Annotated in this window: 17 protein-coding genes, 1 tRNA gene and 6 pseudogenes; 11 read left to right on the forward strand and 13 right to left on the reverse strand. The window is 48.6% G+C overall.

Features of this window, described 5'->3' with window-relative positions; all coding sequences use genetic code 11:
• The first annotated feature begins 359 nt into the window (after positions 1–359).
• The 4 genes and pseudogenes from ON05_RS38500 (at position 360) to ON05_RS12055 (ending at position 2889) form a co-directional block, all read left to right on the forward strand.
• Positions 360–845, forward strand: coding sequence for a D-alanyl-D-alanine carboxypeptidase family protein (locus ON05_RS38500; RefSeq protein ID WP_262561639.1), 486 nt, complete (start codon positions 360–362; stop codon positions 843–845).
• 16 nt (positions 846–861) lie between these two features.
• Positions 862–954: pseudogene (locus ON05_RS38505) on the forward strand (hypothetical protein); the annotation flags it as partial.
• 1351 nt (positions 955–2305) lie between these two features.
• Complete coding sequence (locus ON05_RS12050) at positions 2306–2500, forward strand: hypothetical protein (protein ID WP_262561641.1); 195 nt, start codon at positions 2306–2308, stop codon at positions 2498–2500.
• Between the two features lie 77 nt (positions 2501–2577).
• Positions 2578–2889, forward strand: a complete 312-nt coding sequence (locus ON05_RS12055; RefSeq protein ID WP_262561643.1) for a DapH/DapD/GlmU-related protein — start codon at positions 2578–2580, stop codon at positions 2887–2889.
• A gap of 148 nt (positions 2890–3037) precedes the next feature.
• Here ON05_RS12055 and ON05_RS12060 read toward each other — a convergent pair.
• The 12 genes and pseudogenes from ON05_RS12060 to ON05_RS12120 form a co-directional block, all read right to left on the reverse strand.
• Positions 3038–3646: pseudogene (locus ON05_RS12060) on the reverse strand (DUF3352 domain-containing protein).
• 79 nt (positions 3647–3725) lie between these two features.
• Positions 3726–4333, reverse strand: a pseudogene (locus ON05_RS38510) (DUF3352 domain-containing protein).
• A 76-nt stretch (positions 4334–4409) separates the two neighbouring features.
• Complete coding sequence (locus tag ON05_RS12075) at positions 4410–4730, reverse strand: DUF3352 domain-containing protein (RefSeq protein WP_262561649.1); 321 nt, start codon at positions 4728–4730, stop codon at positions 4410–4412.
• Between the two features lie 613 nt (positions 4731–5343).
• Complete coding sequence (locus tag ON05_RS12080; RefSeq protein WP_010475779.1) at positions 5344–5478, reverse strand: hypothetical protein; 135 nt, start codon at positions 5476–5478, stop codon at positions 5344–5346.
• 219 nt (positions 5479–5697) lie between these two features.
• The gene (locus tag ON05_RS12085) at positions 5698–5805 is read right to left on the reverse strand and encodes a BRCT domain-containing protein (RefSeq protein ID WP_316964591.1); all 108 of its coding nucleotides are present in this window, start codon (positions 5803–5805) and stop codon (positions 5698–5700) included.
• A gap of 12 nt (positions 5806–5817) precedes the next feature.
• Positions 5818–6108, reverse strand: a complete 291-nt coding sequence (locus tag ON05_RS12090; RefSeq protein WP_262561650.1) for an SNF7 family protein — start codon at positions 6106–6108, stop codon at positions 5818–5820.
• A gap of 60 nt (positions 6109–6168) precedes the next feature.
• Entirely contained in the window at positions 6169–6582 is a 414-nt protein-coding gene (locus tag ON05_RS12095) for a hypothetical protein (protein ID WP_262561651.1), read from the reverse strand.
• On the reverse strand, positions 6528–6821 hold the full coding sequence (locus ON05_RS12100; RefSeq protein WP_262561652.1) for a hypothetical protein: 294 nt from the start codon (positions 6819–6821) through the stop codon (positions 6528–6530). Before ON05_RS12100 ends, ON05_RS12095 begins: the two co-directional genes overlap by 55 nt.
• Positions 6822–6981: 160 nt before the next feature.
• Complete coding sequence (locus tag ON05_RS12105; RefSeq protein WP_262561653.1) at positions 6982–7965, reverse strand: hypothetical protein; 984 nt, start codon at positions 7963–7965, stop codon at positions 6982–6984.
• A 184-nt stretch (positions 7966–8149) separates the two neighbouring features.
• On the reverse strand, positions 8150–8767 hold the full coding sequence (locus ON05_RS12110) for a hypothetical protein (RefSeq protein ID WP_262561654.1): 618 nt from the start codon (positions 8765–8767) through the stop codon (positions 8150–8152).
• Positions 8768–8803: 36 nt separating this feature from the next.
• Positions 8804–9031: a hypothetical protein gene (locus ON05_RS12115; RefSeq protein ID WP_262561655.1), complete on the reverse strand. Its 228-nt coding sequence runs from the start codon at positions 9029–9031 to the stop codon at positions 8804–8806.
• Between the two features lie 389 nt (positions 9032–9420).
• Positions 9421–10927, reverse strand: a pseudogene (locus ON05_RS12120) (IS5 family transposase).
• Positions 10928–11577: 650 nt separating this feature from the next.
• Here ON05_RS12120 and ON05_RS12125 point away from each other — a divergent pair.
• The 5 genes and pseudogenes from ON05_RS12125 (at position 11578) to ON05_RS12145 (ending at position 14194) form a co-directional block, all read left to right on the forward strand.
• Positions 11578–11685, forward strand: a complete 108-nt coding sequence (locus ON05_RS12125) for a hypothetical protein (protein ID WP_262562157.1) — start codon at positions 11578–11580, stop codon at positions 11683–11685.
• 121 nt (positions 11686–11806) lie between these two features.
• Positions 11807–12109 carry a hypothetical protein gene (locus tag ON05_RS12130; protein ID WP_262561656.1) on the forward strand — a complete coding sequence of 101 codons (303 nt, stop codon included), beginning with the start codon at positions 11807–11809 and terminating at the stop codon, positions 12107–12109.
• A gap of 22 nt (positions 12110–12131) precedes the next feature.
• Positions 12132–13102, forward strand: a pseudogene (locus ON05_RS12135) (ComEC/Rec2 family competence protein).
• Positions 13045–14073 (forward strand): hypothetical protein, encoded by a 1029-nt coding sequence (locus tag ON05_RS12140; protein ID WP_262561657.1) that lies wholly within the window; start codon positions 13045–13047, stop codon positions 14071–14073. The pseudogene ON05_RS12135 and the gene ON05_RS12140 overlap by 58 nt, the downstream one beginning before the upstream one ends.
• 34 nt (positions 14074–14107) lie before the next feature.
• Positions 14108–14194: transfer RNA gene (locus ON05_RS12145), tRNA-Ser, on the forward strand.
• A 35-nt stretch (positions 14195–14229) separates the two neighbouring features.
• Here the strand turns inward: ON05_RS12145 and polA are convergent.
• A pseudogene (polA, locus tag ON05_RS38515) lies at positions 14230–17171 on the reverse strand (DNA polymerase I).
• A gap of 116 nt (positions 17172–17287) precedes the next feature.
• Here polA and bamE point away from each other — a divergent pair.
• Together bamE and ON05_RS12160 are read left to right on the forward strand one after the other, a co-directional pair.
• Positions 17288–17650, forward strand: a complete 363-nt coding sequence (bamE, locus tag ON05_RS12155; RefSeq protein ID WP_010467649.1) for an outer membrane protein assembly factor BamE — start codon at positions 17288–17290, stop codon at positions 17648–17650.
• Between the two features lie 51 nt (positions 17651–17701).
• On the forward strand, positions 17702–18058 hold the full coding sequence (locus ON05_RS12160; protein WP_010467648.1) for a hypothetical protein: 357 nt from the start codon (positions 17702–17704) through the stop codon (positions 18056–18058).
• The last annotated feature ends 32 nt before the right edge of the window (positions 18059–18090 follow it).

Below are 18090 nucleotides of genomic sequence, written 5' to 3' on the forward strand. Positions count from 1 at the left end.
CCTCTCCTGAGCCTACGCCACCCCCAAACCGACGTCTTCAAATACCACGCAACCCTTGTCGGCGTCCAGAAGTAAAATATTCGAACGGGGCCAGGAACCAATTCCCGACTAAACATATGGCTTACCTGGCGATCGCGTCCGCATTGTCGGTCACGTAAGATGTCGGTGGTTACCTCTGGTATGAAGTCTTGTTCCCTCAGTCGGGGTTCGGGGCTGGATTGCCGCTCACTCATTCAACGAGATTAGACACTAAACGTCTATTCTCAATTACTGTGGTTACTGTCTATCATGGGGCAGCAATAGGCTTATGAAGGGTTCCAAAAATTTTCGGCCAGTTCCAGTTTGTGGTGATCAGCCTTTTGACCACAGCGGTGATTGTCTGGCTGGCGGCTAGCCTTCAACTGGTCCCCGTGATTCACCTGTCTCGCAGAGCAGTCACCCCACCCTCTGCTCATCTCCTGGCGAACATCCCAACCATTGCCCCTGCAACAGCCGCCCCCATCTCCCTGTATGAAGCTTGCCCTCCATCTCGAATGCTCCCTCTCCAGCTAGGCTCCAGCAACTCGGCCGCTTCTGCACCTAACAATTACTATGGTCATCTCTCCTATGCTGAGAATGAAGATAACCGACTGGTAAACGTTGGAGAGTTTGTGCGAGGGACGTATCGTCGGTCTGAGTATTTGGATCAAGAAGCAGCGGCAGCCTTTACCCAATTGGTTAATGCCGCTGCTGATGCCAATCTCACGCTTCAACCTATCTCTGGGTTTCGCTCAGTGAATGACCAAAAAGAGCTGTTCGTAAACAAGTGCAAAGCTAGGGAGTGTAGAAGCAGCCACCAAGCTTAGTGCTCCGCCTGGATTTAGTGAGCATCACACCGGATATGCGATCGATATTGGCGATCGCAACCAGCCGGAAAAGATCTCAAGGTGGCTTTTGAAGACACACGGCCTATGAGTGGTTAACCATAATGCCAGGAACTATGGATTTGAACTCTCATTCCCCGAATAACGCCCAGGAGTTAACTTTGAGCCTTGGCATTGGCGATATATTGGACTTCAAGGGCGGCAGTACAGTTTGCGAGTGCTCGCAATCTTTAATTTTCCTTGGCAGTCAGGATCGTTGTCTATCAAATTTTCTGTGCATTAATACAACTATAAATGACTGGAACCCAATCATTGCTGTGCGATTGGATAGCTGTAGGGTGGTGATCAAGCAGCGTTGATCTATATGGAGGTAGCTTGAGAAAGCTATGCAAGCAGCGTTGATAGCAACACAGGCATTGTAAAATGATCACAATCAGAACTAGAGAAAATAGATAATTACGATACCAACACCTAGCTGACGAGCTGTAAATTGCTGCATACAAGATGTAACTTGTTAAGTTAGCAGTTGCCATTCTAATGCAGAAGCCAGGTGCAGACATACACCATTGCTTCTCTGATAGACTCACAGTGCTCTAATGGTTGGTGTGTTCGGCTTGAAATCAATTACCTGTCTCAATCGGATGGGGAAGGATGACATGTCGCGCTTTTGGATTGAGAGTTCATTGCTTCGCTATAAGCAGCGGAGATTTACCCTCTCTAGATTCAGACAGTGGCCGCTCAATCTCATGCCAATCAGGAAAAATGACAGCCAATATCCAACGATGAAAGCTGGCTGTTAATTTAAGCACTATTTTTTTCACTAAGACATGTTAATTTATAAAAATTAAACTATCTATTTTAACTTGTTTCTTCGTCAAACTAGATGACATTAAGATCAAAGTGCTCAGCGGTTGAGCGCAAAATTTAGATCCGCATCCAGCGGTTATACAAGCAGTCTGTTTTCTTGAGGCAAACAGATACCAAAGCGATTGATTTGTCATCAATCGTTCATTTTGTGCATCAATTAATTGACGGTTAGTCTAGCAATTTAGGAGGTGATCAGTAGGTTTATCACGCTACCAAATATTTATGCTCAGCGACAGCTTGATGGTCTTCTCTACAATATTTCCAGTGATCATGATGAAATATTGGATAATTATTATGAAGCTATAGAAGCCCAACGCGTATTCAAAGCAGCATTATCTAAGCAGTTGAGTATAGTATGTCCCTTGTTAGAACGCTATCAAGAAATCTATTGGGGATACTGATTTCACTCGACTCGTGAAATTGAGCTATTTCAATTGCTGTTCTGTAACCTACCTGGAATTTAGGCTACGCCTGCCGTAAGCTTGGCTATCCATCATTATTTAGCAGGTCGGCAAAAGTATTATTGGGAAGAGGATTAACGATACGTCATCCTAAATTTATTAGTTTGGGGAATCGTGTGGCAATTGATGATGGTGTATTACTCGATGCCAGTGGTGCCGGAGAAAGGCATTACCATCGAAGACGATGTCATCATTTCACGCAACTGTGTGATCCAAGGAAAAACAGCAACTGTTTCGATTGGTAAGAACACCGATATTGGCTGTAATACCATCCTGTCATCGGGCGGGGGATCAGATTGGAAATTTTGACCTCATTGGAGGCAATTGCTACATTGGCGGGGCCGTTACTTGAATGATAGGCTCGATGTCCCTATGTTAGAGCAGGGGTGTATACACGTGGCCCAGTCATTATTGAAGATGATGTTTGGCTAGGCGCTGGCACTACTGTACTAGACGGGGTCAAGATTGGTAAAGGCTGCATTGTAGGAGCAGGTGCAGTGGTCACCAAAGATTTACCCGCATATGCGATCGCAGCTGGCGTACCCGCTAAAGTGATCAAAATGCGGGAAGGTATCAGTCTTGATGAGCCTCGAGAGGTGAGATCAAAAATCATTCCGGACCTGCTTTTAAGAGGAGTGAATTGGAACTGTCTACTCTTTCATAGCCACTATTTGTGTTGCAATGACCCACCACCCTGAATACTTCTTGTCTCCTCAAGGTTACGGACGCACTCACCCCATGACGGCTAACACGGAAGATTCAGTGTTCTGCAACCTCGCAGTACATACGATGAAACCTGGCCGAATTATATCTCGACCAGGTTTCATCGCAATTCTAAGGTGACGCTTATGATTTTGGCTTAAGCGCTAAGAGGACATCTCCTGTGTAAGTAGACTTATCCATTTGGGTGCTAGCAACACCAATGCCCCGAATGGATTTGAGAACCGCTTCAACTTCAGGCGTAATTAGACCTTGACTGGTAATGGCTGGATTGCTCAAAATCACCTTGTTTGCTTCATCCATATTGACGAAGAAATAACCAGAATTGGACTGGGTAAGGTTCGAGTGACAGACTTAAAGATCTCACTCTGATCCAACGTTTTATCCGGTTTGGCCATGACCTTAATGATGGGGTCACCAATGGCAAAGAATACGGTTTCATTCAATCCAACCATGACCAGCTAGGGTCTCTTTGGTGGGTGGAAACTGCCATTGGGTCACATCAACATTGCCAATTTTTTTATTGACTGGGACATTGCTTTGCTTAACCAAGTCATCCAGTTTGGCAAAGGTTGCCTCAGCTTTGGCACGATCGCTCGTCTTGAACACTAAGGTTCCGCCAAAACCGACAGGTTGCAAGACGCCTTGATTGCCTGGAATAAGAGCTAATCCCACTTCTTTATCCATCCAGCCAATAATGTCTTTATCTAAATCCAGCTGGGTGGTTTGACGAATCTGCTGTCGGACTTCATCTAAGCCTTCTTAAATTCAGGCACACTGTCTAGCTGTTGGAGGGCGTAATTCCACTGACTGCTCAGATTACCAGCATTGGCCGATAACAGGGTATTGGCCGGAATTGGGAAATAATTTTGCCTGGAACTGGCTTGAATTCCCACTTAAAGGAATCGGGATTGACCTTGGTTACCGCTCGGAACCGAACGCCTTCATTGTCAATGCCCATGCCAACTGACACCGATTTAATTGATCCAGTTGATCTTTCAGCTGAGGAGGAAGTGGATTACTGGGATTAAACGCTGCCGCCTGGGTAATCAATTTCCCATAATTGGGGATGAAGATTTGAGCGACGGGGTTCCATCTTCAGGCTTTCTTCCAGGATCTTCCGAGTCTCACCATCGGAGGCTAAGGACGGATCACCCTTCGATGAATCAATGGCTTTTTTGACCACATCTTGATTGTCAGACATAGCCAGGTGATTCTCGAGAATCGCCACATAGCTTGGAGAACCCGAAGCATCTATTTCTAAAATCTTGACGCCTTTATGGTCAGTCTCTTTGACCTCTAAATCTTCCTTGTCTTTCATCTTATTGCAAAGTTTAAGACTTCTACTTTGTCTTTAATGCCAATGACCATCAACATACTGGGGGCGGGTGTGTCCTCGCTGGCAGGAACCGCCGCAAACATCACACTACCCAACCAAGGCTTGATATCTTTATCGTAATCCAGCTTATCTTTTGCTAACTCTTTTTGATATCAGCAGTCATCTCATCGAACCACCAAACACCAGATCTTGAGCTTCGGGAGTACCAAAATCTTTCAGTTTCTCCCAAGAATCCGACGTAATATCAACATAGCCTGCCATCCAGGCTTCATCGGGCACAATTTTTGCACTGGCGACTGGACTGGTTCCTTCACGGGCAGGAATAACCTTTAGGTAAAAATATGCAGCAATCCCCCCGATCGCGACTGCACCCGCGATAATTCCAGGAACAATCAGTTTCCATTTGGTGCCATTAAATATCTCCTCAAAAAAGAAATTAGATCGCGTGGTGAAACAGAAAAACCGATTATCTGAAGCCAAAAAAGATTTGAATCGAACCTTTTGATGATGGTTAAAAAGCTCAATTGTAAGCGCATCATGGGTTGTTTAGTCAATGATTGCCAAGGTTGGCACTGATTCCCTAAATTCCCGAAGAGGTTTCTATACCGGCGTTGAAAGCGCTAGCTGATTCACTGAAACCAAGTTCGCATCTAATATTCCCTGAATTGGGCCACAACTAGCACTTATCAGAAAAAATGGCCACGAATTTCCTAGGTTAAGACGGTTGAGACTATCTCTTCATGCACCCATTGAGACGCCCACAATGTGCTTCATCTTCGTCTTCATTAAAACTAGCGATTTTTCTGATTAATCTACTGGGTAATGTCAAATCTTCATTGGCACCATTTCGAATGTTTGCACAATCCTACCCTCATCAGCGGTCTTAGCAGGTGATCCTAAGCAGAGATCTAGAGTGATAGTGATCATTGGCAATCCCACTGCCTGAATCACTTTTAGGGCAATGTACACTTCATTCTAAAGACGTAACGCCATAAAAAATACCCTCGCATCTTGTCGAGGGTATTGCATCAGAAGAGGAACTCTAACCTAACGATGGAAAATCCGTTGGGCAGAACTAGAGTTGAGAAAAAGCTTAGCGTTTGGCCAACTCTCCATGAACAGGGCGTCCATTTTCCTTTAATGTTTCGAGCCAAGCATCGGCATCATCCAGCTTGTAGCCGGAAAAGCGAATCGTCGTTTGTTGATCTGTGATGGTTCGCACTGTCATGAAAATAACTCCTAAAGGTGTAGGCCAAAAAATCCGAACACGATTTTCCCATGCCTATCTAAGGTTCAGCGGGTTTACTAAGGCTGGAGACATGGAATTCTATATTTCTTCGAAGACTGCAAAATTTTGCAACAAAGCCCTCGAAAGCCAGTAGATTCTTCAAGCAGAGAGATCTAACCCAATAGCTCCATTAACTGCTGCTCTGATAATTGCGGAATACTATATTCTCAGCCTTTTCAGCTTGTTGCCTGGATCTTTGCCGACGACGACATAGCTGGTTTTAGAACTGGGGTGGGTATTGATAGTACCGCCTGCTTCCTGAATGATTTTTTCACTTGTTCATAACTGAGCTGGGCCAGTTTGCCAGTGATAACAAAACTTTGTCCCGCGAGGGGAGGCCAGTTGCGATTCAGGGACAACTGCTGGGACCGTGGCCACAGGATCATCTGAGGCAGACATCTGGAATTGTTGTTCAAGCTGTTGCTTTTCTTGGGTGAGTTTTTCAACCTGTTGCTCAAAATGCGAGACGACGTCTCTGGCCATTTTCATCGCTTTTCCAGCTCTACCTTGTCTTTTCAGGATTTTGACTTGGGTTTCTAGGGTCGTGATCTGTTGGTCGGCCTCTTTCATGGCTGCCATCATCTGTTCGGCAAGGCATCCCTAAGTCTGGTAGCTCAGCAGCCTGTTGTTCTAAGGTTTGGAGTTGCTGTTGTAGGGTCGTGATTTAGCCGTGGCAGTGTCGTAGTTGTGCTGAAGCTGATCGCGATCTGTCGTCAGATCTTGAAGCTGCTGTTCTAGTTCCACGGATGATGTCGCCGATTGCAGATCCACCACCTGTTGTTCTAAGGTTTGGAGTTGCGATCGCAACCCTAGTTTCTCTTCCTCAGCTTGCGATAGCTCTGCTTTCAGATCCTGCTGAGCCTGCGTTAACTGGTCCATTTCTGCCGTTATGGTGGTGGCCTGCTGGAGGTCGGCTTCGAGCTGAGCGTTCGCTTGGGTCAGGGATTGGACCTGCTCAGGTAGGGACTCTAGCGCTTTCAGTTGGGCGGTCAGGGTTTGGATGGTGGTTTCTGCCGTCTGTTGGCTTGGGTGATGCGATCGCATTCTGCCTTCGCTGCCGCCAACTCTGTCTCCAAAGCTGCAGTATCCGAGGCCTGTTCTAGAGAATCTTGTAGAGTCTGATTCTGCTCTGTTAGTGCTGCGAGCTGTTGCTCTAGACTGGCCTTTTCAGTCTGGGCAGCTTGTAAAGCTGTCTGCAAAGGGATGGGGGCGGCTTCAGCCGCTTGTAAGGCTGCCGTTAAACGCTTCTGCTCCGCCTTCACTGCTGCCAGCTCTGTCTCCAACGCAGAAGTATCCGAGGCTTGATTGACCGCAATTGTAATTCCTGATTCTGCTGGGTGAGTGCTGTCAGCTGTTGCTCCAGCTGAGTTTGTTCCGTTTGAGCTTCCTGTAAGGCATCCTGCAAAGGGATAGGGGCGGCTTCAGCGACTCTGAGGGCAGATGCTAATTGAGTCTTCTCCGCTTCCAGGCCTGTACCCGTTGTTCTAGGGTGATGACCTGCTGCTGCTGAACCTGTAAATCTTGCTGAGTTTGGGTCTGTTCCTGAATCAGGGTATTGAGCTGCCGTTCCAGGTCTTGCGCTTGAGTTTCGGCACCTTGTAATACGGACTCCAGAGTTTGTCGCTGTTGTTCTAAGTCCGTAATCTGCTGTTGCAAAGGAGGAAGATGGCCTTGATATTCCGCCACCTGCTGATTAAGGGTCTCCCGTTCTTGTTGCAGGGTTTGCAGTTGGGATTCCAAAGCAGCAATGGTTTTGGCCTGGTCGTTGGTAACTTCACCTTGCTCAGTCTCTAAGCGTTGCTGTTGCTCCAGAGTCTGAAGTTGCTGACGTAGGGTCGTCAATGCTGTTTGTGAGTCTGACAGTTCCGCCGATAGGATTTGATTGGTTTGAGTCAGGGCTTCAAGATCTGTGCTGGTGGGTTGTGCCTCTTGAGCGGTTTCCAAATCTGAGATTTGCTGGCGCAGGTTGGTAATCAGTTCTTGAGCATCAGTTAGCTCCGTGGTGAGCTGCTGCTGATTGGTAGTAAGTTCCGTAATCAGGCTGGAATCTGCCGTTTGGGTTTGCTCTAAACTCGTCTCTAATTCCTGCTGTTGCTGAGTCAAGGATGCAATCTGCTGCTGTAGCTCAGTGGCGTTCGATTGAGCGGTTTGCAGGGTAGTCACAAGGGACTCTTTCTCTTGGGCTAGGTCCTGCAACTGTTGTTGTTGCTGTTGATTTCTGGATTGGGCAGCTTGCAGGGCTTGTTCGAGTTCCTGTAAGGCTTGGGATTGCTCCGGTGGAGCTGAGGCGACCTGGTTCAGCAGAGCCTGATTATTTGGGTCAGGGTCTCCAGATTTTGCTGAAGAGTCTGGATTTGAGCATGGGCATCTTGGATCCGCTGCCAGCTCTGTGTTGAAGTCTGTGTCTTGGGTCTCTAAAGCAGACAAGGAGGTCTGAGCTGTTTCATAGTCCTCTGCAACTGCCGTTGTAGATCTTTGGCCGTGGCCAGTCGTCCGGTTAAATCGTCAATTTCCTGTTTTGCTCGGCAACCAGAGACTCCAGGGTTTGTTTTTCTTGACGAAGGGTAGAGAGATCCGTCTGCGCATGATGGAGCCCTTCTAGCTCTGCTGTTTAGCTGAGCATGGCTTGCTCCAACTGCTGATGCGTTTGAGTCAGAGCAGCAAGCTGCTGAACCGTTTCAGCCTGGGTGGTGGCTAGCTGGTCATGGGTGGCCGTTAGGGTCTCTAATCGCTGGGTTAGAGTGGCTTTCTCCTGCTGGACAGCAACTCGATCATCCTCTAGGCTCTGGTTTTGGGTGGTGAGGGTCGCAATTTGATCTTGGAGTACAGCCACTTCCGTCGCTAAGTTCTGACGCTGACGATCCCGTTGAGACTGCTGTTGCAGCTGATTTTCTAAAGTTTTTTGCGTCGTGGTCAGGCTGGCCACTTGTTGTTCAAGGCGTTGAATCGTTGCCTGGGCTTGCGTCACCTGAGATTGGTCTTGCTGTTGCGTCTGAGTCAACTGGGCAAGCTGCTGTTCCAGTTGGGCCTTAGCTTGGGTAGCGGCAGCGGCTGTCTGCTCTGCTGCCATTACCTTGGCCTGCAAGGGCTGTTGTGCTTGGGTTAGGGTATCCACTTGGAGCTGTAAGCCCCGCATTTTAGATTGAGCCTGGCGCAGATCCACTTCCGCTTGCGTCTTCGCAGCAGCGAGAGTGTCTAATTCCGTAGTCGTAGCAGCCCGCTCATCCAATTCAGCCTGCAGCTGTTGGCATTTCGCTTTGAGTCTCTAGTTCAGTTCTAGGGTCTTCTGCTGCTGGTCTTGGGCTTGTTTCTCGTCTGCCCAAGCGCGTTGCTGCTGTTGCAGCTGGCTGATCTGCTGCTTTAACTCGTCAACGCTCTGTTCTTGAGCCTCCACCACCTGTTTAGCCTTGGCAAGGGCCGTGGTTAACGTCTCATTATCGGTTTGAAGGGTTTGTTGCTCGGTCTGCAGACGGGTTTGGTCAGCTGTTAGCAACCGTTTTGTTCTTCAGAGGCAGATGTGAGTTGCTGCTGCCGCTGCCGTTGACGCAGGGTATCGACGGTAGCTGTCCCAATAGGAGCGCACCAACGCTTTCTAGAACCAAACGAAGATCAAGAATACTAGACAATTCAGGCATGGATGTAACGATGACTTTGGGGATGATGACAATCAGGAAACCAGTTCCTTCTCTTTATCCTGACGTTCTCCGCTGAGAAATGCTAGGACATTCGCTACAAAGACCTAAGTACTGGTTTAAACAGAAGCAACATACTCGCGGTAACCAGCTCCAACTAGCGCTACCGATATGGCCATAACTGCCATCTGCAGGTAATAGGGTTTGCTGAAAAAGTAAATTGAGCTATTCCTGGCATCAAATCGTACAATCAACCCAGTTGTGACGGCCAGGGCCATATTCCTTCACTGGCCCTAGAAAGCCCCAGGCAGCCCTGGCAGCTCCATAACGCTTTCCACACCAGCAATCCCACCCAAAATGAATGATAAAAGGTGGCGGAGCCACCGCTCTAGATTCATCACCAAGAACGTGATAGCAATCGCACTAGCAGCCGTATCCGCTAACTTCGCCATCACTCGATTCAAGCCAAATCTTCGCTTGGCCTGCCCAAACTTGCCCTCAATTGGACTCTCACCTTTTCGTCCTCCCGTGCTTGTTGCTTGAGTTGGCCCTGCACCTGGGGTCTTGTGAGTCTTCCTAACGGTGGTCCACTCAATCGGATACCTCGAGCTTTACACCATCGTCGATTAGCTCGGGTTCGATAGATTGGTCGGCATGGACTGAGAGAGGATAATGGCCAAAGCGACGATGAAAAGCTTCCACTTGATATTGAAGATGCTGGATTCATTGAACGCATCCCAGCTTAAACGTTCCAGAAACACACATCCGTTGACACAACTGAGGGATAGCTTGGCCCCAACTCAACAGGTACTCCAGCTTTGCCTCGGACCATCGGTCGGACATGAGGCTGAGTGAGGCTGACAATACGGTCATCTACTCGACGCACGTGCTGTTGATACATCCACTCTTGCTGTCGAAAGACTTCATGAATCACCAGCAACAGACGGTACTGTCGCCGGGACAGTCGGGACAGAGACGCTCCTAAAGCTATCAATCCATCAATGTGGGCTAGATTCCGACGCACATAGCCCAACTGCTGACGAATCCCTTACGAATCAGCTTGCGACTCGGTTGACGTTCTTGGCAATGGCCAGATAAGCTTTGCGGGCCTTTGGCGGTAGGTGCGAGGTTTGCCCTTGAGAGACAGCATGACTTGAGCATATAAAGCATCAAGGATGGCTTCACTCGCTTTGCGGGCATCATTGAGCAGATCTAAGTCTGTCGGATAGCGAATATCGGCTGGCGCACAGGTCGCGTCTATCAACAATTGGCCCTGGTTGGGAGGGCAGGAGGCTCATCTTCGTCATCTTCAGGAGAAGGAGATGACTCAGGGGACATCACAACAGGAGAACCTCAGATGCGAGCACTGATTCCACGACTGCGTCGTTGACTGAGTCAGTAGCTCTAGATTCAACCGTTGGCGAAAGTGAACCAGCATGGAGGCATCAAACGGAGCACTCTCTCGATATTCACTAAACCCAGAAAGTACTGCAAGTAGGGTTCTCTCGAATCTGTTCTACGGTCTCTGCATCGGATACACCCAGTTTCTCTTTGATGATTAAGGTCCCTAAGGCCACACGAAAGGGTTTGGCAGGTGCCCCCATGGTCTGACTGAATTGCTCTGCATACTCTGACTCAAAGCTCTCCCAAGGAATCAGCTCGGCGAGTTGACCCAGCGATTCTCTTCTGATAGTTTGCCTCCGAAGGGCAAGTAGAAGTCTTAAAGGACAGTTGACCGGGGATGGACGACGATACATTGGGGTGCATGTGCAAAGGTTTGAGTATTTGAACGATTTCCTGCACTTCTCAAGGGCGCTCAACACTTGGATACACTGCAAATATTCAACCTTAGACTTTCGAAGCAAGCCCTATTTATCATGTATTGTGGATTTCACTACAAAGCTTTAAAGCTAGCGATAGAATTGACGCGGCATCCCACAAAGGGGAAGTTGCATAAATAAGAGACCGAGCGATTAAAGTCTTGAGGATCCACTTTTAGGTTTCTGAGAGACTGGCACAACTCAGCCACCGCTGATTTTTGAAGAGATAAGATGTGGATTTAGCAAAAATCATCCAAATGAGTCTTGTTCTGTAGGATATTGGAGAGACCCACCCTGCTCTTCGAGCATTCCTCCCAGGAAGGATGGGACGTCCTATGTGACTCAGGAGTGTATCTATGCCTCACTTAGTCAAAGCCTCCACGATTCAAGAGTCCCCGAACAACATTTTCAACATCCTTTAAACTCTAATGCGGTACGACACACTAATCGATTGGGGACTGGGTGGGACTTGAACGGCTGGGAGTTCATCTGGTTAGAGTAGAGCCGGGTCGGGACACCACGCAGTTTCACTACCATCATCAAGAAGAAGAATTTGTTATGTCCTTTCGGGAAAAGGGATTGCCGAGATTGGCAATGCTTCATATGAAGTTGGTCCAGGCGACTTTATGGGATTTACAGCACCTTCCCAGCCCCATAGCTTGTCTAATCCTTTGACCAAGACTTGGTCTATTTGATGGGGGAGAACGACGCTCTGTCGATATCTGTGACTATCCCAAATTGCAGCAGCGGTTAATTCGTAGCGGTGAAGACCGTCAACTCTACAACTGTGATGATCTGCAGCAATTTAGGATCTAAATGCAGGCGTTGAATGGGGCCATTCTCTGTATCGCCTGGATAGTCGGCTTACTCTCTACGGCTCATCCTTATGGCTGGGTAGGGTTGATGGGCTTAGGGCTGGGGCTAATGGGAATACGAGTGCTTAGCTTACGAACACCCTGGCCGCTTCTTTATCCCTGGCGACGAGGCCCAAGGGTTGCCTTTTGGCTATTGGCTTTAGCCATCGCATTATTGCGAGCCTATATTTCTTCGTCCGCACCCCAACTCCAGGCTCAAGAGATATCAGTCGAATCGTCTCTGAAGTCTCGCGATCGCCCGTGACGGTTACAGGCAAAGTCAAACCATGCCTCGCCTGACACGGAGTCAAACCGTTCAGTTTCAGCTTCAGGCGTTAAAACTACAAGCAAAGCCAATTCAAAAAACGGTTCGTGGCTTACTCTATGTATCCTTGCCTCCAAAGCAGGGGCAAGAACTGCATCCAGGACAGCGATTGGAAATTTCTGGCTATCTATACAAGCCTCGTCGCTCCACTACACCCCAAGGCTTTGATTTTGAAGATTACCTCACTCGTTCCGGTATTTCGCAGGTTTGCGAGGTAAAACTGCTACAGTCAAGCAGTCTAGAGGAACTGGGGCGGATGGGCAGTTCGGCAGCGCATTGTGCGATCGCACGCCCGATTCCTGGGACCCGAAAAGGTGCGTTAGTCAGCGCCATGGTCTTGGGCCATCGTCGGGTTGATTTACCGTTCGATCTCCGCAATCGCTTTGTCAAAGTCGGTTTGGCTCATGCCCTAGCCGCGTCAGGATTCCATGTTTCTATCATTCTTGCAGGACTGTTAAAGATCACGGGTCGTCTATCGTCTCGAACTCAACTGTTCACCGGGCTGATCGGCTTAATCCTGTTTATCTTCTTGAGTGGATTTGAGCCCTCGGTTTCCCGTGCAGTCTTAATGGGGATGGCAGGTCTGGCTGCCGTTGCGGCCAACCAGAAGTTAAATCCAGTGGGCGTATTGCTGGTCGTGGCTGTGGGGCTGCTCGTTATCCAACCCCAATGGATCTGGGATTTGGGTTCCAACTCAGCTTCCTCGCCACTTTGGGACTGATTGTGACGGTGCCACCCTTAACTCACAAACTGGATTGGTTACCGCCTGCGTTCGCATCCCTATTCGCGGTGCCTATCGCCGCTATGTTGTGGACCTTGCCCTTACAGCTCTATCAGTTTGGAATCGCCCCGATTTATTGTTTGCTGGCCAATATTTGCACAACGCCGCTGCTGATTCTGCTGACGGCAGGTGGATTTGCAGCGGTATCGTAGCGGTGGTGTGGCCTTTGGCAGGGGGGCTATTGGCTTGGCTGCTGGCAATACCGACTCAAGGACTGATTTGGCTGGTCACTCAGATCAGCCAGTTACCGGGAGCCTCCTTAACCTTGGGCATGATCTCCATTGGGCAGTTGGTAGTGCTCTATGGGCTGCTGGTGTCGGCTTGGCTCTTACCCATTTGGCAGCAGCGCCTACCGCTATTGATAACCTTGGCCTTGGGTATCATCATTCTGCCCATTTGGCATCATCAAGTCCATCGCTTCCAAATCACGATTTTTGACCGGGCCACACCCCCGATGATGGTGATCCAGCAACCCAGATCGACGCTGGTATTGAATAGTGGCGATCGCAACACCGCATCACAAACCCTCGTTCCTTTTTTACAACGCCAGGGCATTGATCAAGTGGATCTGGCCTTAGCCACAGACTTACGATCTCGCTGGAGAGACGGATGGCCCGCGTTACTCCAGCAGGTCTCCCTAAAGAAGTTGATTCCCATCTCTGTAACCAACAACACCGCACTACAAGAGCAACTTCTTGGATCTCAGGTCCAACCGGAAAAGCTACGTTTCCTTCAAGTCGGTGAGCAACTGGTTCAAGACCAAACTCAAATTAGCGTCTTGCGTCACCAACCGACTCTGTTGCAGTTCACTATCAATCAACAAAACTGGCTGATGGTTTCGGGTAGGTATCAAGGATTATTACCTTGGCTGCAAACGGCCCAAGTCCCCTCGCCGCAAGTGCTATGGTGGTCCACACAAGTTGATCTAGAAGCGATTCACCACTTGCAACCTAAAGTTCTTATTCTCACGTCTCGCAATATTGATGCCGAAAGCTTGAGCCAGTTAGAACGCCGAATCTCCAAAGTTTATTGGACGCCCAGAGATGGGGCAGTGCAGTGGACTCGCGATCGTGGTTTTGAATCCACCTTCCCCCTTAGTGAAAATCCGGCTTCTCCCCTGTAGAATAGGCGTTAGACTAAACCAAAATCACCAACCTGGAGAGGTGGCAGAGTGGTTGAATGCGGCAGACTCGAAATCTGTTTTAGGGTCAAACCTAACGGGGGTTCGAATCCCCCCCTCTCCGTTTAATTAAGATACCGCCAGCAAGCGGCTTTAATGCTATTTGGCTTCCATCCAGTTGGCCCCAGTATGGACTTCAGCTACCAAGGGGATGCTGAGGGGAGCGCTGTTTCCATGGTGGTTTGATTTGCGATCGCACATCGTCCACCTCATCTACAGGGACTTCCAACACTAATTCATCATGGACCTGCATCAGCAGTCGACTCTTATAGGGTTCAAGAGCAGCCTGGAGTTGAACCATGGCAATTTAATCAAGTCAGCACTAGAACCTTGGATGGAGCATTGGCTGCTGCCCTCAGCAGACCTCGATCATAGCTACTCATTTTGATATCACTGAGATCGACTTCTGCTAACTCTTCTAGAGCTTTACCGCGATATTTTTTCAGACTCCGACTATCAAACTCAAAATAGCGTCGGCGTCCAAGAATCGTTTCCACATAGCCTTGGCTCACCGCTTCTCGCTCCATCCGCTGCAAATAGGCAAAAACCTCTGGATAGCGATCGTAAAACCGCTGAATAAAGTCTTTGGCCTCGCCATATTTAACCCCAGCCTCACGGGCAAATCGATGGGTCCCATGCCATAGATAACACCAAAGTTGATAATCTTCGCTAGCCTTCGTTCCTCGGCTGCAATTTCATCTTTTCCAACAGCAATTGAGCCGTCAGAGAGTGAACATCCTGACCATTCCGATAGGCATCTAATAGCCGTGGCTCTTGGCTGAGGTGGGCAAGGATCCGCAGCTCAATTTGGGAATAATCCGCTGCCATCAGGATCCAGCTCGATTCGGGAATAAATGCAGCTCGGATTTGACGGCTAAATTCAGTCCGTATCGGAATATTCTGCAAGTTGGGATTCGAGGAAGACAGGCGTCCCGTCGCGGTCACCGCCTGATTAAAGTCCGTATGGATACGATGGGTATCTTCTCTGACCAAGGTGGGTAAGGCATCCACATAGGTAGATTTGAGTTTGGCTAAGGTTCGATACTCCAACAGCACATCGATAATCGGATGATCACCCTGCAGTTTTTCCAAAGTGGCGGCATCCGTAGAGTAGCCCAGCTTGGTCTTGCGGGACTTCTTAACATCCAGCTCTAGGCGGCCAAATAGGATTTCACTCAACTGCTTAGGGGAGCCTAAATTGAAGATTTCTCCGGCTAGCTCATACGCCCCGGCCTCCAAGCGCTGGAGATCCGCCTCTAATTGGGTAGAGAGGGTTTGCAAATAGTCTTGGTCAATGCGGACACCCGACGTTTCCATCACCGCCAACACCGCTTCCAAAGGCAGCTCTACTTCCTGGAAGAGGCCATATAGGGAGGGAATTGCAGCCAGTTCAGCTTCCAGCTTCTCCCTCAGCTGATAGGTGGTGAATACATCCAAGCCGCAATATTCTGCCACTTGAGAAATGGATAAGTCAGCAATGGTTTGCCCCTTTTTGACCAATTCCTTATAGCTTTTGCCGTTATTTGCAGATAATTTCGAGAGAGATCCGTCAGGTTATGGCTACGTTCTGGATTTAGCACATAACTAGCCAGCATCGTGTCAAAGACAACCCCTGAAGATGAATTCCCTGGAACTGGAATACCAACCGATCAAATTTGGCATTTTGGAGCACCTTGGGATAAGCATCACTTTCTAAAATGGGGCGTAACCCTTCCAGGGCCGTCGCAAGCTCTAAGTTGTCACCCTCTTTATGGCCGACTGGAATATAGGCAATCGCCTGTTCATCCCCCTGCCAGCAACAGCCAATACCAACGAGATGGGCATCTCGGGGGAAAGGCTATCGGTCTCTGTATCCCAGGCCACAGGACGGTTGACATCGGTGCACGCTTCCAAAATCGTGATTAACTCTTTCAACTTGGCCGGCGTATCCACAATTCGAGGGACCAGTTGAGGAGGTGGCGGCGTTTGAGCAGCCTCCGTATCTTCAGCACTAAAAAACCAGGTGTCATCTCCATCGTCTGTAACCGGAGACGCGGTAGGGGCAGGTGGGGCGATGGCTTCTCCCCCAAACTGCTTTGTAACTGGTTAATTTGGCGCAGGAAAGACTGAAATTCTAGCTTCTCCAGCACAGGAGACACCTTATCCGAGGTGAAGCCTTTGAGTTCAAAGTCTTTTGGCCCCACCTTTAAAGGCACATCCAAGACAATACGAGCCATAAATTGAGAATGATAGGCAGCCTCTTTGCCCGTGATCAGTTTTTTCTGAACAGCTCCTTTAATTTGATCAACCGAGGCATAGATATTATCGAGGGTGCCATACTCCGTCAGCAGCTTAACGGCAGTTTTATCGCCAATCCCCTTCACCCCCGGAATATTATCGGACGAGTCTCCACAAAGCGCCTTGTAATCGACAATCTGCTCAACCATGACGCCCATCTTTTCTTGGACTTCGGTGGGGCCAAATGACCCTGGTGGGGCTCCACTCCGAGAGGCAGCACTATAGATATTGCTCATATAGAGAATACGAACCCGATCGTCAGGCTGAACCAGCTGAAATAAATCGCGATCGCCACTGAGGATCTTCACCTTAAAGCCTTGCTGACTCGCCTGATAGGCCAACGTGCCTAGCACATCATCCGCTTCATACCCCGGCTCAACCACAATGGGCAAATCCATAGCGGTCAAAAGCTCTTGCAAATTTTCTAGATCTGGGATGAAGTCCTCGGGGGTTTCGGCTCGGTTGGCTTTATAGGTTTCATCGGCTTTATGGCGAAAGGTCGGTCCCCCCAAGTCAAAGGCGATGGCTAAATAATGGGGTTTTTCGGTCTTCAGTAAATCCAGTAGGTTCTTAAGAAACCCATAACAGACACTCGTGGGAATCCCTGTAGAGGTTCGTAATCCGCCTTCTCGGCCTTTAGCAAAAGCATAGTAAGCCCGAAAAGCCAGGGAATGTCCGTCAACCAAAACCAGGGTGGGTTTGGAGTCTGCGCTTGCGGAAGACTGAAGTGCAGCGGGTGCTGGGGAAGTAGAGGTGGGAGTCATGACCCTATTGTACGGATTTACAAGGCTTTATCCGTGATAGACAAGACTTTCCACACGATTCCTCATGCAACTCAGCACCTCGCCGCTCACGCAAATGGGTCAGAGGAAAAACTGTTATGGGGAACAATAGGCTCAGCCTATGGCATTTCGTCACTTTCACAGCCCTATTCCCATCACAGCGAGCAACAATGACCCAACACAACCGTCTCACATATCTTGGCAGTCTAATGTTTGCTTCCTTACTCCTGATCAGCTGCCAAAATAAAGAGCTGGTTACCCAGGAGCAATACAAACAGCTCCAGTTAAATATGTCCTATGAAGACGTCAAGAAAATTATGGGCAGTCCCGGAAAGGTAAAGAAGTTTCCAGGACAACCCTCCACAGAAACAACCTACGTCTGGCAACAAAAAGATTCTTCTTACCGCATTCTCGTAACGCTCAAAGATGGAAAAGTCGGCAGTCTAGTGGATATCAAGTGAAGCTCCAAAGACTGACACCCCTTACTTTTCCCAGCAATGACTGATAAAAAGATGGCGCTAGTCGTCCAGATTTCGGCTTCACCTTACGATACAGACTACGGCATGGCCTATGTTTACGGTTTTGATAAGGCCAAGAATTATTGTTTTTCTCTCTCAAGATTTCCTCATTCTGAGCATATTGAGGTGATGGTCGTTGACCAGTTAGTGAGTCACGTCGATGATTTGACAATATCTGTAACTCACAATTTGATGACAGCCACGTTAGATGAAAAGACGGCTTTATTCCTGGATGGATATCATCACTATGACCTTCACTTTGAATTGACTCCTCCAGAGATGACTTGCCTCATCAATAGCCTGCAGCAAATTTTTGCTGGGAAGTCAGGATTATCGATTGATATTCCTTGAAAAATGGGAGCGTTGGGCTGACACAACACTCC

Origin of the sequence: Acaryochloris sp. CCMEE 5410 (assembly GCF_000238775.2) — a bacterium.
GTDB lineage: Bacteria > Cyanobacteriota > Cyanobacteriia > Thermosynechococcales > Thermosynechococcaceae > Acaryochloris.

Excerpts from the sequence above, each read along its gene's own strand:
- ON05_RS12080 (WP_010475779.1), bottom strand. The coding sequence starts at position 5,478 with ATGACAGTGCGAACCATCACAGATCAACAAACGACGATTCGCTTTTCC.
- ON05_RS12095 (WP_262561651.1), bottom strand. The coding sequence starts at position 6,582 with ATGCGATCGCATCACCCAAGCCAACAGACGGCAGAAACCACCATCCAA.
- ON05_RS12160 (WP_010467648.1), top strand. The coding sequence starts at position 17,702 with ATGGCGCTAGTCGTCCAGATTTCGGCTTCACCTTACGATACAGACTAC.
- bamE (WP_010467649.1), top strand. The coding sequence starts at position 17,288 with ATGGGGAACAATAGGCTCAGCCTATGGCATTTCGTCACTTTCACAGCC.
- ON05_RS12130 (WP_262561656.1), top strand. The coding sequence starts at position 11,807 with ATGCAGGCGTTGAATGGGGCCATTCTCTGTATCGCCTGGATAGTCGGC.
- ON05_RS12090 (WP_262561650.1), bottom strand. The coding sequence starts at position 6,108 with ATGAAAGAGGCCGACCAACAGATCACGACCCTAGAAACCCAAGTCAAA.